At 66.8% G+C, this 15,787-nt stretch carries 16 protein-coding genes; 11 read left to right on the top strand and 5 right to left on the bottom strand.

Annotated elements, in window-relative coordinates; genetic code table 11:
• Positions 1-548: 548 nt before the first annotated feature.
• On the bottom strand, positions 549-1,091 hold the full coding sequence (locus tag EJO71_RS31130; RefSeq protein ID WP_125952512.1) for a hypothetical protein: 543 nt from the start codon (positions 1,089-1,091) through the stop codon (positions 549-551).
• A gap of 121 nt (positions 1,092-1,212) precedes the next feature.
• Here EJO71_RS31130 and EJO71_RS31125 point away from each other — a divergent pair, with 121 nt between their 5' ends.
• Positions 1,213-2,193, top strand: a complete 981-nt coding sequence (locus tag EJO71_RS31125; RefSeq protein ID WP_125952511.1) for a LysR family transcriptional regulator — start codon at positions 1,213-1,215, stop codon at positions 2,191-2,193.
• Positions 2,194-2,208: 15 nt separating this feature from the next.
• On the opposite strand, the gene EJO71_RS34505 is transcribed toward EJO71_RS31125, so the two are convergent.
• Positions 2,209-2,382 carry a hypothetical protein gene (locus EJO71_RS34505; RefSeq protein WP_164546942.1) on the bottom strand — a complete coding sequence of 58 codons (174 nt, stop codon included), beginning with the start codon at positions 2,380-2,382 and terminating at the stop codon, positions 2,209-2,211.
• 125 nt (positions 2,383-2,507) lie between these two features.
• Here EJO71_RS34505 and EJO71_RS31120 point away from each other — a divergent pair, with 125 nt between their 5' ends.
• Complete coding sequence (locus EJO71_RS31120) at positions 2,508-3,323, top strand: metallophosphoesterase (protein ID WP_125952510.1); 816 nt, start codon at positions 2,508-2,510, stop codon at positions 3,321-3,323.
• Positions 3,324-3,396: 73 nt separating this feature from the next.
• Positions 3,397-4,905 (top strand): amidase, encoded by a 1,509-nt coding sequence (locus EJO71_RS31115; protein ID WP_125952509.1) that lies wholly within the window; start codon positions 3,397-3,399, stop codon positions 4,903-4,905.
• Between the two features lie 30 nt (positions 4,906-4,935).
• On the opposite strand, the gene EJO71_RS31110 is transcribed toward EJO71_RS31115, so the two are convergent.
• The gene (locus tag EJO71_RS31110) at positions 4,936-5,553 is read right to left on the bottom strand and encodes a TetR/AcrR family transcriptional regulator (protein ID WP_125952508.1); all 618 of its coding nucleotides are present in this window, start codon (positions 5,551-5,553) and stop codon (positions 4,936-4,938) included.
• Positions 5,554-5,644: 91 nt separating this feature from the next.
• A complete protein-coding gene (locus EJO71_RS31105; RefSeq protein ID WP_125952507.1) occupies positions 5,645-6,379 on the bottom strand; it encodes a GntR family transcriptional regulator in 735 nt (244 codons plus the stop codon).
• A gap of 262 nt (positions 6,380-6,641) precedes the next feature.
• Here EJO71_RS31105 and EJO71_RS31100 point away from each other — a divergent pair, with 262 nt between their 5' ends.
• The 8 genes from EJO71_RS31100 (at position 6,642) to EJO71_RS31065 (ending at position 14,526) form a co-directional block, all read left to right on the top strand.
• Positions 6,642-7,976, top strand: a complete 1,335-nt coding sequence (locus EJO71_RS31100; RefSeq protein ID WP_125952506.1) for an aromatic ring-hydroxylating dioxygenase subunit alpha — start codon at positions 6,642-6,644, stop codon at positions 7,974-7,976.
• A gap of 13 nt (positions 7,977-7,989) precedes the next feature.
• Complete coding sequence (locus tag EJO71_RS31095; protein WP_125952505.1) at positions 7,990-9,435, top strand: glutamine synthetase family protein; 1,446 nt, start codon at positions 7,990-7,992, stop codon at positions 9,433-9,435.
• 117 nt (positions 9,436-9,552) lie between these two features.
• Positions 9,553-9,876 (top strand): 2Fe-2S iron-sulfur cluster-binding protein, encoded by a 324-nt coding sequence (locus EJO71_RS31090; protein ID WP_125952504.1) that lies wholly within the window; start codon positions 9,553-9,555, stop codon positions 9,874-9,876.
• A gap of 108 nt (positions 9,877-9,984) precedes the next feature.
• On the top strand, positions 9,985-11,178 hold the full coding sequence (locus EJO71_RS31085; protein WP_171022554.1) for an ABC transporter substrate-binding protein: 1,194 nt from the start codon (positions 9,985-9,987) through the stop codon (positions 11,176-11,178).
• Positions 11,179-11,209: 31 nt separating this feature from the next.
• Positions 11,210-12,070, top strand: coding sequence for a branched-chain amino acid ABC transporter permease (locus EJO71_RS31080; RefSeq protein ID WP_125952503.1), 861 nt, complete (start codon positions 11,210-11,212; stop codon positions 12,068-12,070).
• Positions 12,067-13,035 carry a branched-chain amino acid ABC transporter permease gene (locus EJO71_RS31075; protein ID WP_240651575.1) on the top strand — a complete coding sequence of 323 codons (969 nt, stop codon included), beginning with the start codon at positions 12,067-12,069 and terminating at the stop codon, positions 13,033-13,035. Before EJO71_RS31080 ends, EJO71_RS31075 begins: the two co-directional genes overlap by 4 nt.
• Positions 13,032-13,817, top strand: a complete 786-nt coding sequence (locus tag EJO71_RS31070; RefSeq protein ID WP_125952502.1) for an ABC transporter ATP-binding protein — start codon at positions 13,032-13,034, stop codon at positions 13,815-13,817. The genes EJO71_RS31075 and EJO71_RS31070 overlap by 4 nt, the downstream gene beginning before the upstream one ends.
• Complete coding sequence (locus EJO71_RS31065) at positions 13,810-14,526, top strand: ABC transporter ATP-binding protein (protein WP_125952501.1); 717 nt, start codon at positions 13,810-13,812, stop codon at positions 14,524-14,526. The genes EJO71_RS31070 and EJO71_RS31065 overlap by 8 nt, the downstream gene beginning before the upstream one ends.
• A 7-nt stretch (positions 14,527-14,533) precedes the next feature.
• On the opposite strand, the gene EJO71_RS31060 is transcribed toward EJO71_RS31065, so the two are convergent.
• On the bottom strand, positions 14,534-15,694 hold the full coding sequence (locus EJO71_RS31060; protein ID WP_125952500.1) for an ABC transporter substrate-binding protein: 1,161 nt from the start codon (positions 15,692-15,694) through the stop codon (positions 14,534-14,536).
• Between the last annotated feature and the right edge of the window lie 93 nt (positions 15,695-15,787).

The following is a 15,787-nucleotide window of genomic DNA, read 5'->3' as shown; positions in this document are numbered from 1 at the left end:
ACCTCGAAGCAACTTGTCGTTTACTTCGTTTGCTTTGCTGCGATCAGCGAAGCCTTGTAGTCTAGCATGATTTTTAAAGAATCATCAAACTTTTTTCGCTTTCTATTTCTTCGTTATTCGCAGCTCACAACTTTCATTGTCAGCCACCGAAGTCATTTCAGCGGAGCCTTGTAGTCTAGCACGATTTTTTCAAATCTCACCAAACTTTCTTGGCTTTTCACTTCAACCAACCTTTTTCGCAACCCGCAACTCTCATCGCAAGCCACTGAAGCAGTTCGTTTCAGCGAAGCCTTCGATTATGCACCGTTTTTTCAAACCGCGTCAACTTTCGAAGACTTTTTCTTCAACCCATCCAACCAACCCCGAAGAGACCGGCTGGACCTGAACACCATGGGCATTCAGCAGCGAAGCCCACGAGTATATGACAGATTTTGAGCCTCCGTCTACTCCAGAGCACTTTTTCTTGCGAAGCCTCGGACTCCTCCCCTCATAAATGAAGAAAGCCGCCCGAAGGCGGCTTTCTTCACTCAGCGAATCGCTGCTTCTTCTTAATAGTAGCGCGAGCTGTTCATGCGACGCATCGCTTCGTACAGCGTGGGCATGCGCACTTCCTGCGAACGGGCGCTCATGCGGGCCAGCGCGTCGATCTTGGCGGCCTCGGCGGCCGGAACGGCGCCTTCCGATTGCTGACGCCACATTGCAGCCTGCAGATCCTGCATCACGCGCGGATCGTTCTTGGCGGTTTCCAGGAAGCGCGCGTCAGCACGGGCGGCGGCGCGGCGTTGTGCGGCAGCGCGCCATGCGGCGCCGATGGAGCCCTGGCTGATCGAACCAGCGAAGAGCGCGAACAGGCCGATGGCCGCGACGCAGAACACAGTCCAGACAGCCAGCAGGCCGCCGTCGTTCCAGTTGGAAACAAGCGCTTCGGTCACCACCAGGACAGCCGCAGCGATGGCGACGATCAGCAAGGCGATGAGCGGGCGGGCGCCCTTGGCACCCGCGCGAGCGGCCTGGATCTGGCCGAACAGGACTTCGGCGCGACGTACGCCGGGGTGGACGGTAGGTTGGTCAACGTGAACGAAGCTGGTCATGATGCATCCCTCCTGGGACAGTGGTAATCAGTGGTGGCGAACAAGGCCGATGCAGTGATACTAGGGCTTACCCTAGTGTTTATCTACTTTATCTTTCTGATGTTTATCATTCACAAGACTGATGGACGTCAACTTTCGCACGCTCGACCTCAACCTGCTCCGCGTCTTCGACGAGGTGATGGCAGAGCGCAACCTCACGCGTGCCGCTCGCAACCTGTCGATCACGCAACCTGCGGTGAGCAATGCGCTGCGGCGCCTGCGAGAGGTGCTCGGGGATGAACTGGTGCGCCGCTCCGGCGCCGGCGTGGAGCCCACGCCTCGGGCGCTGGCCCTCTGGCCGACTGTGCGCGATGCCTTGCGCCAGCTGCAGCACACGTTGGCCCCCGGCGAGTTCGATGCAGGCACCGCCGACACCACATTTCTATTGGCCATGGCCGACGCCACCGCGGCCGAACTGATCCCCGGCCTGGTGCAGATCGCGGAAAAGGAAGCGCCCGCCATCTCTTTGCGCGTCCTGCCGCTGACCACGCGCGATCCGCGCCGCATGCTGGAACAGGAAGAAGTCGACATGGCCGTCGGCTACTTCCCGGCGGTGATCGCGAGCCTCGCGGCGCGCGGGCAATCAGGGGTGGGGGTACCGTTCGAGACCCAGCGGCTCTATCTGGGTCAATATGTATGCGTGATGCGACGCGGCCATCCGCTGGCCGATGCGCCCCTCACGCTGGACGACTACTGCGCCGCCCGCCACCTGCTGGTGAGCTTCTCGGGGCGCCCCTACGGCTTCATCGACCAGACGCTGGGCGCCATGGGGCGCGAGCGACGCATCGTGGTGACAGTGAACCAGTTCTTCACGGCGGGCCGGGTGGTCGCCAATTCAGACCTGCTGACCGTGCTGCCCCGTCACTTCGTAACCGTGACCGGCATCGACGACCAGCTGGTGCTGCGCGACCTGCCCTTCGACCAGCCGCCGGTGCATGTGGATGCCATCTGGCACCGGCGCGCCCAGCACGGGCATTCTCATGAATGGCTGCGCGATGCGCTGTTGCGCTCGGCGGCCGCGGCTTTCGCCGGGTCGGTCCTCGGGCAGAAGGTGCCCGGTTGACCGGATCGAACCGACTCAGCGGACGACGCTGAGCCAGGCGCTGGCTGCCGCGCGCAGTTCCTGCGCGTCGTGGGCTCCGCGGCCGGCGCGCATGTCGGCGCTTTCCATCAGCGCGGCGGCGTGGCTGGCCGGGGCATTGGCGCTGGAAGAACGGAAGAAACGGGCCACTTGGGCGATGAGGCTAAACATGATGGTGCGCGGCTCGTGACTGCGCTGGAGTGGTTGATGCTCCAAGAATAAGGGTTAACCCTATCAAATCAAGCTCGACATTATGCGCGTCATGCATGGGGAAATTCACCTAGACTGGCCCGACGATGAAGCTGCAACTGCTCTCCGACCTGCATCTGGAGTCCCATCCCCGCTTCCATGCCGACCCCGTCCCGGGCGCCGACATGCTGATCTTGGCGGGCGACATCGGCTCCTACCAGCAGGGTTCCCGCCTCACCGACACCGACTTCGGCCTGGGCCGCTTCTCGCCCCGCAACGGCTGGCCGGTGCCGGTGATCTACGTACCGGGCAACCACGAATACGACAACGTCGACTTCGACGAAACCCACGAGCGGCTGCGCACGCTCTGCGACGAGCTCGACATCCTCTGGCTCGAGCGCGAAACCCGGGTGATCGAAGGCGTGCGCTTCGTCGGCACCACGCTATGGGCCGACTTCGACGCGCTGGCAGAACCGGCCGACAGCCTGGCCGAGGCGCTCAAGAAGCGCGGCAAGGCCATGCGCGCGGCCGATTTCTATCTTGAAAAAGCGGCCACCATGCGTAACGGCGAACTCTTCCTCGCCGCCCAGCTGCGCGACCAGGCGCTGGCCTGCCAGACCTGGCTCGCGCAAGCGCTGGCCGAGCCTTTCGACGGCACCACGGTGGCCATCACTCACTTCGCGCCCAGCCTCGAAAGCGGCGATCCGCGGTACGGCCTCACGCCCGGCACGGCCGGTTTCTGCAATGCGCTCGACGAGCTGCTGCCTCACGCGCAGCTGTGGCTGCACGGGCACCTGCACTGCCCTTCCGACTATGTGAAGAACGGCTGCCGCGTGGTTGCCAACCCGCTGGGTTACGCCCGCAACGGCGAACAGGAAGGCTACAAGCCCCAGCTGCTGATCGAGGTGCCCGGCACACGGTAACGGCCGGCAACGAGTTCGCCACCACGGCTGTGTAGACTGGCCCAACTCCATCTGATAGATGGAGGAGAGCGCCATGACGCAGCAGCAGACACAACAACGACGCAACTTCCTGCAGCAGACCGCCGGCGCAGCCGCGGCGACAGGCCTGCTCTCCTTCTGGCCGAGGGCCTTCGCCCAGGGGCCGACCGATTCGACCGCCGGAAAGGCGATGGGCCAGCTGTCGATGGCCGAGATGTCGCGGCGCCTCGCAGCCGGCAGCCTCAGCAGCAGCCAGCTGGTGGAAGAAGCCCTGGCCGCCATCCAGAACCCCGCCGGCGAAGGCGCGCGCACCTTCATCCGCGTGCATGCCGATTCGGCCCGCGCCACCGCGGCCCGGCTCGACGCCGAACGCAAGAGCGGCCGCCCGGCCGCCTCGCCCATCGCCGGCATCCCGATCTCGCTGAAGGACCTGTTCGACGAAGCCGGCGTCACCACGCTCGGCGGCTCGATGGTGCTGGCCGGCCAGCCGCCCGCGGCGCGCGACGCGCTCGTGGTGGAGCGGCTGCGGCGCGCGGGCGCGATCGTCATCGGACGCAGCAACACAGTCGAATTCGCCTACACCGGCCTGGGCATCAACCCGCACTACGGCACGCCAAAGAACGTCTACGACCGCGCGACGGGCCGCATTCCCGGAGGCTCGACCTCGGGCGGCGCGATCTCGGTGGCCGACGGCATGGCGGCAGGCGCCATCGGCACCGACACCGGCGGCTCGCTGCGCATTCCGGCGGCCCTCAACGGGCTGGTGGGCTTCAAGCCGACGCAGCGGCGCATTCCACTCGACGGCGTGATGCCGCTGTCGACCTCCTTCGACTCGGCCGGCCCGATGGCATGGACGGTGGAAGACTGCGCCCTGCTGGACGCCGTGCTGGCCGCCGAACTGCAGCGGCCGCTGCGCGTGCTGCCGATGCGCGGCCTGCGCTTCGCGGTGCCCAAGACCTTCTTCCAGGACGATCTGTCGCCGCCCGTGGCCGCGGCTTTCGCGTCGGCGCTGGCCAAGCTCTCGGCCGCGGGCGCCACGGTCACCGAGCTGCCGATGACCGAGTTCTCGAAGGCGCCGGCCATCAATCCGCGCGGCATGATCACCGCCGCCGAGGCCTTCGCCTGGCACCGCGACTTCATCAAGACCGGCGCCGCAAAGTACGACCCGCGCGTGCTCGCCCGCATCAAGACCGGCGAAACCATCACCGCGCCCGACTACCTGCAGCTGCAGGCGCTGCGCCGCCAGTTCATCCGCTCGATCAACACGGCCGCCGTGGGCTATGACGCGATGCTGATGCCCACCACGCCCGACATCGCGCCGCCGATCGCCGAGGTGCTGAAGGACGACGACACTTATTACCGAATCAACGGCCGCATGCTGCGCAACACCTCGGTGGTGAACCTGTTCGACGGCTGCGCGCTCTCTGTGCCCTGCCACGACGCGGGCACGGCGCCGGTCGGATTGATGATTGCCAGCATCGGCAACACCGACCACCGGCTGCTCGCGGTCGGCGCGGCGGTGGAGGCCGTGGTGACGCCGCGGCGGGCGCTCAGCAGCAGCTGAGACGCGAGGCGCTCGGGCCCAGCAGTCCGTTCAGCGCGCGGCCAGGCCGTCGAAGCAGGTCGCGAGCACCAGGTCGACGATCTGCTCGTCGCTCTGCTGCCCGCCGACCTTCAGGAAGCCCAGCACCGGATCGCAGGCGCGCGCGAACAGCGTGTAGAGCACGGCGATCGCCGGCAGCTTCGGGTTGAGCGAACCGTCGGCCTGCGCCGCCTGGATCCAGCCGCCGAGCCGGTCGCTGATGGTCACGAGGCGGTCGATATAGCCCTTGTTGCTCATCAGCGCGGCGCGCAGGCTGGAGTTCTGGTGCGGCAGCAAGGGCATCTCGCCGGCCAGCTGTACTTCCATGGCCCAGCGCACCACGGCTCGCAGCTTGGCGACCGGTGCATCGTCGGCCGGCACGGAGGCCAGGAAATCCAGCGTGCGCTGCATGATGCGCACCATGGCGGCGGCGGCCAGGTCTTCCTTGCTCGGAAAGTGCTTGTAGAGACTGGCCTTGGCGATGCCGACGGATGCGGCGACTTCGTCGACCGTCATCGATTCGAAGCCTTTTTCGGCGAGCAGGCGATTGGCGGTCTGCACGATGGCCTCCTCGCGGGCCTGCAGCATCTGTTCCTTGAACGAGGTCTTGGCGGGGGCGGTGGCGCTCATGCCGGAAATTCTAGTCGCGCCCGTCGCCAGGCAGACGATGCGGATGCCGAAAGACCGATCAGTCTATTAAAAACTGATCGGTTGCGGACACTCAGGCGCTGCGCCCCTTCGACACCAGTTTGATGCCTGGCATCAGCTCGGCCGCCAGCTCGGGCCGCTCCAGCGCGTAGTCGAGGTTCATGCGCGCGATCTCGACGTGCTCCTCGCCCAGCGCCTGCGCCCGCGAGCCCTGCCCGCGCTCGATGGCCTGCACCATCGCGTGGTGCGTGCGGTGCGCCTGCCGCATCCATTGCTGGCCCTCTTCCATCGACGACTGCATCGGCAGCATCGCGCTCGGCGCGGCGAAGGGCTGGCCGCCCAGCATGTCCATCACCCGCTTGAGGGCAAGGTTGCCGCAGCCTTCGATGATCAGCTTGTGGAAGCGGTCGTTCATCTCGACGTAGGCGGCGTAGTCGTCGATCTCCATGCTGGGCTTGTTCACGGCGCGGTCGCCGTCTTCGAGGCACTCCTTCAGGTCGCGCAACAACTGGCGCGACGCACCGTCCTCGGCCAGCAGGCGCGCGGCGAAGCCTTCGATCACGCCGCGTACGCGGATGGCGTCGGCCACCTCCTGCGATGTGAAGCGGCGCATCTGGTAGCCGCCGCTGGGCGACTGCTCGATCAGCCCTTCGTGCTCCAGGCTGGCCAGCGCGAGCCGCACCGGGGTGCGCGAAGCCTCGAGCTTCTCGGCCAGCGGGATCTCGGCCAGCCGCTCTCCAGGCACGAATTCGCCCTTGAGGATCATGTCGCGCAGTTGCACGAGCACGCGGGATTGTTGGGAGTCCATCGACGAATTCTAGGAGACGGGCCAGGCATTGCACGCAGCGTATTTACGCTGGCTCGGTTGTTGCATGCATTACGCCACAACAAGTGTCAAAAACTGACGCTACGCTCAGCGTTTACCCTGATTTTTGCCTCTTCAAGCCCCATATCGGGGCGAAATCGCAGATGAAAGTTTGACCAGGATCGAGGATCACCAAGACAATGCATACAGTTGCATGCAATGACTGCAAGCCTCTTTCCACAGTCCCCACGATGGAGCCCGCACGATGATCAGCGCCGAGCAGAACGATTTCATCACCCGCGTCGGACCCGGCGCCCCCGCCGGCAAGCTGCTGCGCCGCTACTGGCAGCCGGTGGCCCTGGCCGACGAACTCGCGGGCCCGCGCCCGGTCAAGCCCGTGAAGCTCATGGGACAGGATTTCGTCCTGTTCCGTGACGAGAGCGGCCAGCTCGGCATGCTCGATCGCGACTGCCCGCATCGCGGCGCCGACCTCGCCTTCGGTCGGCTCGAGAACGGCGGCCTGCGCTGCGCCTTCCACGGCTGGCTGTTCGACGCCAGGGGCAATTGCCTCGAGACCCCGGCCGAGCCCGCCACCAGCAAGCTGTGCAGCCGCATCAAGCAGTCGGCCTATCCGGTGGTCGAGAAGGCCGGAACGATCTTCGCGTACATCGGCGAGGGCGAGCCGCCCGCCTTCCCCGACTTCGACTGCTTCGTCGCGCCCGACAGCCACACCTTCGCGTTCAAGGGCCTGTTCGAGTGCAACTGGCTGCAGGCGCTCGAAGTGGGCATCGACCCGGCGCACGCCTCGTACCTGCACCGCTTCTTCGAGGACGAGGACACCTCCGAGAGCTACGGCAAGCAGTTCCGCGGCGCCTCGGCCGACTCCGACATGCCCATCACCAAGGTGCTGCGCGAATACGACCGCCCCGACATCAGCGTGGAGCCCACCGACTACGGCTTCCGCCTGAAGGCGCTGCGCAAGCTGTCGGAAGACACCACCCACGTGCGCGTGACCAACGTGGTGTTCCCGCAGGCCTTCGTGATCCCGATGAGCGCCGAGATGACCATCTCGCAATGGCACGTGCCAGTGGACGACACGCACTGCTACTGGTACGCCATCTTCACCAGCTTCACCGGCCCGGTCGACAAGCAGCAGATGCGCGACCAGCGCCTGAAGCTCTACGAACTGCCCGACTACACATCGCGCAAGAACAAGCGCAACAACTACGGCTACAGCATCGAGGAGCAGCTGACCGAAACCTACACCGGCATGGGCGACGACATCAACGTGCACGACCAGTGGGCGGTGGAGTCGCAGGGCCCCATTCAAGACCGCACGCGCGAGCACCTGGGCAGCACCGACAAGGGCATCATCGCCTACCGCCGCGTGCTGGTGAAAGCGATCGAGGCCACGCTCGCCGGCGAAACCGCGCCGATGCTGATCGACGCCGCGCAGGCCAGCGCGATGACCGGCCCGCCCTCCATCGACGGCATCGGCCGCAACGTCAGCGACGAAGCGGCCACCGAGGCCTACTGGCAGGACGCCGACCGCGCGCGCCGCCTCAAGTCCGACTGGGCCTCCGCACGGCTCGCCGCCTGAGCACGCACGCGCCATGAGCAGCCACACATTCGTCGACCGCTTCGGTCTCTGGTCTGACGACCAGCACGCGCAGGCCAGGGAACTGGTGCGCCGCATCGACAGCGGGGAGGTCGACCTCGTCCGCTTCGCCTGGCCCGACCAGCACGGCATCCTGCGCGGCAAGACGCTCGTCGCCGCCGAGGCGCGCTCGGCCCTGTGGGAGGGCGTGAACCTCACTTCCACGCTGCTTGCCAAGGACACCTCGCACAAGACCGTGTTCCCGGTCTTCACGCAAGGCGGCGGCTTCGCCATCGAAGGCCTGCAGGGCGGTGCCGACTTCACCATCGTGGCCGACCCCGCCACCTTCAAAGTGCTGCCGTGGTCGCCGCGCACCGGCTGGGTGATGTGCGACGCCTACATGGCAGACGGCAAGCCCTGCCCCTTTGCCACGCGGCAGATCCTGCAGCGCGCGGTGCACCAGCTCGACGAACTGGGGCTGGACTTCATCGCCGGACTGGAGGTCGAGTTCCACGTCTTCAAGCTCGACGACGCCCGCATGGGCCTGGCCGACTCCGGCCAGCCCGGCGAGCCGCCGCGCGTGTCGCTGCTCTCGCACGGCCACCAGTACCTCACCGAGCTGCGCTACGACCGCGTCGACGGACTCATGGAGCTGCTGCGCTCGAACCTCATGGCGCTCGGCCTGCCGCTTCGCTCGCTGGAGATCGAATTCGGCCCGAGCCAGTTCGAGCTGACCTTCGGCCCCACCGCCGGCGTGATGCCCGCCGACACCATGGTGCTGCTGCGCAGCGCCATCAAGCAGATCTGCCAGCGCAACGGGCTGCACGCCACCTTCATGTGCCGGCCGAAGATTCCGAACGTGATGTCCAGCGGCTGGCACCTGCACCAGTCGCTGCGGCGCAAGAGCGACGGCGTGAACGCGTTCATGCCAGAGACCGAAGGCCAGACCCTCAGCGAACTCGGCATGCACTACCTCGGCGGCCTCAAGGCGCACGCCTGCGGCGCGGCGGCGCTGGCGAGCCCCACCATCAACGGCTATCGCCGCTACCGCCCCTTCTCGCTCGCGCCAGACCGCGCGATCTGGGCCAAGGACAACCGCGGCGCGATGCTCCGCGTGCTCGGCGGCGTGGGGCAAAGCGCCTCGCGCATCGAGAACCGCGTGGGCGAGCCGACGGCGAATCCGTACCTGTATCTCGCGTCGCAACTGTTCTCCGGGCTCGACGGCATCCGCAACAGGATCGACCCCGGCCCCTCGGCCGATGCGCCGTACGAAACGCCGGCAGAGCAGCTGCCCCGCTCCTTGAGCGACGCCCTCGCCTGCCTGCGCAAGGACGAGATGCTCAACACGCAGATGAGCAAAGTCTTCGTCGACTACCTCTGCCACATCAAGGAAGCGGAAATCGCCCGCTTCAACCTCGAAGTCAGCGAGTGGGAACACCGCGAGTACTTCGACATGTTCTAAGACCATGAGCCCCCCGGCTTTTCACTCCGCTTCGCTGCGTGTAACTCCACCCCCCAAGGGGGAGGCGCGGCCCGCCTTGGGGCGGCCCGGCGGCGGCCGCCATTTCTGTTGAAACCCATGCCCACGATCCACTACATCCTCAAGGACGGCACCACGCGCGAGGTCGACGCCAAGGTCGGCGCCAGCGTGATGGAGACCGCCATCCGCGGCAACGTGCGCGGCATCGATGCCGAGTGCGGCGGCTGCTGCTCCTGCGCCACCTGCCACGTCTACGTGGACGACGCCTTCATCGACCTGCTGCCGCCGCCCGACGACATGGAGATCGCGCTGCTCGATGCCGTCGCGTCCGAGCGCAGGCCCGGCTCGCGCCTGAGCTGCCAGCTCAGCATCACCGCGGCCTTCGATGGCCTCACGGTCCGCGTGCCCGATACCCAGGTTTGAAGCACGGCTCGGGCATCATCGCCCGCTTTGTTTACATATTCGGTTACATGACAGCGGCGCCGACGTGGCGCATCCACTCCACCTGAAAGGCGTTTTCCCGTGAACCCAATGATGACCAAGAGAACCCTCCTCTCGACCCTGCTGCTGGCCGGCCTCGGCTTGGCGGGCGCCACGGCGCATGCGGCCGGCGAGCCGCTGCGCATCGGCCTCATCGCCACCTACTCGGGTCCGTACGCCGACTACGGCCGCCAGTTCGACGCCGGCATCGCGCTCTACCTGAAGGAGCACGGCGGCAAGGTAGGCGGCCGCACGGTCGAGATCATCAAGAAGGACACCGCGGGCCCCGCGCCCGACGCCGCCAAGCGCATCGCGCAGGAGCTCATCGTGCGCGACAAGGTGAGCGTGCTCACCGGCCTGGACTTCAGCCCCAACGCGTACGCCGTGGGCGCCATCGCGACGCAGGCGAAGATCCCGACCATCGTGATGAACGCGGCGTCGTCGGCCATCACCACCAGCTCGCCCTACGTGGCGCGGCTGTCGTTCACCGTGCAGCAGGTCACCGACCCGATGGCGCGCTACATGCTCAAGGAAGGCATCAAGGACGCCTACACCGTGGTCGCCGACTACGCCTCGGGCGTCGACGCCGAGACCGCCTTCAAGAAGACCTTCACCGCCGGCGGCGGCAAGGTGTCGGGCGAAGTGCGCACGCCGATGAACAACCCCGACTTCTCGGCCTACGTGCAGCGCATCAAGGACGCCAAGCCCCAGGCCGTGTTCTTCTTCTTCCCCTCGGGCGTGATGCCGCCGGCCTTCCTCAAGGTGTGGAAGGAGCGCGGCATGGAGCAGGCCGGCATCAAGCTCTACGCCACCGGCGAAGCCACCGACGACAGCTACCTCGACGCCACCGGCGACGTGGCCCTGGGCCTGGTCACCAGCCACCACTACTCGTTCGCGCACCCCTCGCCCAAGAACCAGAAGTTCGTGAAGGACTTCGCCGCCGACAACGGCACCAAGCTGCGCCCGAGCTACTTCGCCGTGACCGCCTACGACGCCATGGCCGCCATCGACCTCGCACTGGCCAAGACCAAGGGCGACACCGCCGGCGACAAGTTCATGGACGCGCTCAAGGGCCTGAGCTTCGAGAGCCCGCGCGGCCCCGTCGAGATCGACCCCGCCACGCGCGACATCGTGCAGACCGTCTACATCCGCAAGACCGAGCGCGTGAACGGCCAGCTGGTGAACGTGGAGTTCGACAAGTTCGACCGCGTGAAGGACCCGGCCAAGGAAGCCGCAGCCAAGTAAGCCAGCCAGTTCGTCAGCCAGCAGGAAATTCATGGGCATCGTGATCTTCGATGGAGTGGCCTACGGCATGCTCCTCTTCCTCATCGGCGTGGGCCTGTCCATCACGATGGGGCTCATGAATTTCGTCAACCTCGCGCACGGCAGCTTCGCGATGGTGGGCGGCTACGCCGCGAGCGTGCTCATGAACCAGTTCGGTCTGGGCTTCGGGCTCTCGCTGGCGGCCGCATTCGTGGCGGCAGCCGTCACGGGCGCGGTGCTGGAGTTCGCGTTCTACCGGCGCCTCTACCGCGCGCATCCGCTCGACCAGGTGCTGCTGTCGATCGGCGTCGTGTTCGTGTCGATCGCCGCCTTCACCTACTTCTTCGGCCCGACGATGCAGCCCTTCACGCTGCCGCCGGCGCTCGACGGGCAGGTGTCGCTCGCGGGCCTCGAAGTGGGCCGCTACCGCCTGTTCCTGATTGTCTGCGGCGTGGCCGTGCTGGCCGCGCTGCTGCTCGGCCTGGGCAAGACGCGCTACGGCGCGATGGTGCGCGCGGCGGTGGACAACCAGCGCGTGGCCGGCGGCACCGGCATCCACGTGCAGCGCCTCTTCTTCCTGACCTTCTCGCTTGGCTGCGGCCTCGCGGGACTCGGAGGCGCGCTGAGCCTGGGCATGCTGGGGCTGGAGCCCTCGTTCCCGCTCAAGTACCTCGTCTACTTCCTGATGGTGGTCTGCGTGGGCGGCGCGGGCACCGTCACCGGGCCCTTCATCGCGGCGCTGTTGGTCGGCATCGTCGACGTGGCGGGCAAGTACTACCTGCCCGAGGCGGGCGCCTTTCTCATCTACGTCTTCATGATCGTCATGCTGCTCGTGCGGCCGAACGGCATCGTCGCGAAGAAGGGGCTCGCATGATGACGAAGGCCCTGAATCTTTCTCCCGCGCAGCTGCGCATCGCGGAAGCCGCCTTCTGGCTCGCGCTCGCGTCGAGCTTCTTCCTGCTGCCCGACAAGCTCACGCTGATGAGCCAGGTCATGATCTTCGGCCTGTTCGCCGTGTCGCTCGACATGGCGCTGGGCTACGCGGGCATCCTCACCGTGGGCCACGCGGCCTTCTTCGGCGCGGGCGCGTACGCGGCGGGCCTGCTCGCCAAGTACGGCTGGAGCGAGCCCTTCACCGGCCTGCTGTTCGCGCTGGCGGTGTGCGGCGTGCTGGGCTACGTGCTGAGCTACCTCGTGGTGCGCGGCGCCGACCTCACGCGGCTGATGATCACCATCGGCGTGTGCGTGCTGCTGTACGAGCTGGCCAACCGGCTCTCGGGCATCACCGGCGGCACGGACGGTCTGCAAGGCGTGGTCATCGCGCCGGTGCTGGGCCTCTTCGACTTCGACCTCTACGGCAAGACCGCCTTCGGCTATGCCTTCGGCGTGGTGCTCGCGATGTTCCTGCTCGTGCGGCTGGTGCTGCGCTCGCCCTTCGGCCTGGCGCTGCGCGGCATCCACGACAGCCGCAAGCGCATGACGGCCATCGGCTCGCCGGTGGAGGCACGGCTGCGCATGGCCTACGCCTTCTCGGCTGCTGTGGCCGGCGTGGCCGGCGCGCTGCTGGCGCAGACCACGCAGTTCGTCGGCATCGAGTCGATCGGCTTCAACCGCTCGGCCGAGGTGCTCATCATCCTGGTGCTCGGCGGCACGGGGCGGCTTTACGGCGGAATGATCGGCGCCATCGTCTACATGCTGGTGCACGACTGGTTCGCCGACATGAACCCGCAGTACTGGATGTTCTGGCTCGGCATCTTCCTGATCGCGGCCGTCATGCTGGGGCGCGGCGGCATCATGGGTGCGCTCTCGCGCTTCGTGCGCACGGGGAGAGCGCGATGAGTTCCGCCACCACCCACGCGCTGCGCACGCACGGCCTGGGCATCCGCTTCGGCGCCTTCCAGGCCGTGGGCGACGTCGACCTGTCGATCGAACCCGGCGCGCGCCAGGCGCTGATCGGCCCCAACGGCGCGGGCAAGACCACGCTCATCAACCTGCTGACCGGCGTGTTCAAGCCCACCAGCGGATCGATCCACATGGGCGAGCGCGACATCACTCGCCTGCCCGGCGACAAGCGCGCACGCATGGGACTGGCACGCACCTTCCAGATCAACACGCTGTTCCCCAGCCTCACGCCGCTGCTGTCGGTGGTGCTGGCGATCAGCGAGCGCGAGGGGCTGGGCGCCACCTGGTGGCGGCCGCTGAAGGGCTGCACTGCCGTGTTCGAAGAGGCGCATGCACTGCTGGGCACGCTGAAGCTCGACAGCCTCGCCGACGTGCCCGTGGCCGAGCTGGCCTACGGCAAGCAGCGGCTGCTGGAGATCGCTCTGGCGCTCGCGGCAAAGCCCCGCATCCTGCTGCTCGACGAACCCGCCGCCGGCGTGCCGGAGGACGAGAGCGGCGAACTGTTCGAGGCCATCGCGGCGCTGCCGCAGGACATCAGCGTGCTGTTCATCGAGCACGACATGAAGCTGGTCTTCCGCTTCGCGCGCCGCATCTCGGTGCTGGTGGGTGGCCGCATCCTCACCGAGGGCACGCCCTCGGAAATCGGCGCCGACCCGCGCGTGCGCGAGGTCTACCTGGGCAGCTCGCACCTCCATCACCAACCACACCACCATGCCTGAAGCACTCGCCTTCGACAATGTCACCGCCGGCTATGGCAACGCCGTGGTGCTCGACCGGCTCGACTTTTCGCTGCAGCAGGGCGAAAGCCTCGCCATCCTCGGGCGCAACGGCGTGGGCAAGACCACGCTGCTCGAGACGCTGATGGGCAACACCCGCGTGATGCAGGGCGCGATCCGCTGGCAGGGCACGGACATCGTGCGATGGCCCTCGCACCAGCGCGTGCGTGCCGGGCTGGGCTGGGTGCCGCAGGAGCGGGAGGTTTTCCCCTCGCTCACGGTGGAAGAGAACCTCACGGTGATCTCGCGGCTCGGCGGCTGGAACCTGAAGCGCGTCTACGACTTCTTCCCGCGCCTGCGCGAGCGGCGCGGCAACTACGGCAACCAGCTCTCGGGCGGCGAACAGCAGATGCTCGCCATCGGCCGCGCGCTGATGACCAACCCGAAGCTGCTGCTGCTCGACGAGCCGATGGAAGGCCTCGCGCCGATCATCGTGGAAGAACTGGCCGTGGCGATCCGCCGGCTGTGCGAGTCGGAAGGGCTCGCCTCGATCGTGGTCGAGCAGCATCCGGTGCTCGCGCTGGAGATGACGCACAAGGCCATCGTGCTGGAGCGCGGCACCGTGGTGCACGCGGGGCCGAGCGCGGAGCTCGCGGCCGACAGGAACCTGCTCGAAGGCCTGCTCGGCGTAGGAATCGCCGAGGAAGCCTGACGGGCGTTCAGCTGAGCATCTGGCCGCGGCTGCCGATCACGGCCACGTCCACGAACTGCCCGCCTTCGCGGTTCGTGCGGCCGTAGTTGATCTTCACGCCGCCCAGGTCGAAGTTCTCGATGCTGGCGAGCCCCGACATCACCGAGGCGCGCGTGAGCGAGCCGCCCGCACGGCGCATGCCCTCGGCCAGCACGGCCGCATTCATGTAGCCCTCGAGGCTCGTGAGCGAGAACTCCTTGACGCCGTTGGCCACCATGTCGGCCTGGTAGCGGCGCACGATCTCGAACTTGGTCGAGTACGGCGACGGCACCACGATCACGAAGCCCAGGCCCTTGGCCAGGTCGCCCATGGCCGACAGCGCGCTGGCCGTGATCGACAGGCCGTAGGCCGAGCTGCTGTTGCCCGCCTCGCGCAGCGCCTTCAAAAACACCGGCGCAGTGCCGGCCAGCCCGACCACCACCACCTGCGGCTTGGCCTTGGCGATGGCCTCTGCGGCAGGGCCCACTTCCATGCTGGTGGTGTTGGGCGTGGTCGCGATCACCGCCGGCTCCAGCTTGGCCTTGGCCAGCGCGTTCTTGAAGGCGGCCAGCACCGACTGCCCCAGCGGATCGTTCGAATGCACGAGGCCGATGCGGCTCTGGCCCAGCACGGCGGCGGTGCTCACCAGCTTCTCGACTTCCTGGTCGTAATTGGCGCGCACCCAGAAGGTGTTGGGCGAATTCTTCTTGCGCAGCGAGATGGTGCCGGTGATGGGGCCCACCACGGCCATGCCGGGCACCGCGTCCATCACCTCGGCCGTCTGGCGCGTGCCCAACGGGTGCACCAGCGCGAGCACGGAGCTGTCCTTCTCGAAGGCCAGCGCGTTGGCCTTGGCCACTTCGGGCTTGAAGGTGTCGTCGGCCATCACGAGCTCGACCTTGGTGCCGTTGATGCCGCCGGCCTTGTTCAGCGCATTGAAGAACGCGCTCGAACCCTGGTAGAGCCCCTGGCCGTTGGCCTTCTCGACGCTGCTGTTGTCGAAGGTGGTCCCGATGCGCACCGGCCGGTTCTGCGCGAGGGCCGGAAACCCGAGGCCTGCGGCGGCGGTTGCGGCGGCCAGCCCGGTCAGCGCACGGCGACGGCTGGTGGAAAGCGGCGCAATCGACTCGCGCGGCACGGGAACGGTCATGTCGAAGTCTCCAGAAGAAAGGCGTCTGTGACAAAAGTTCACAATCTCGGAGGAAATGTAACGCACCTTCCCTCGCTGGCGATGACCCGGGCA

The organism is Variovorax sp. 679 (assembly GCF_003952185.1).
Classification (GTDB): domain Bacteria; phylum Pseudomonadota; class Gammaproteobacteria; order Burkholderiales; family Burkholderiaceae_C; genus Variovorax.
Note: the sequence above shows the minus strand (reverse complement) of the source record. Positions and strands in the feature narration are given on the sequence as shown.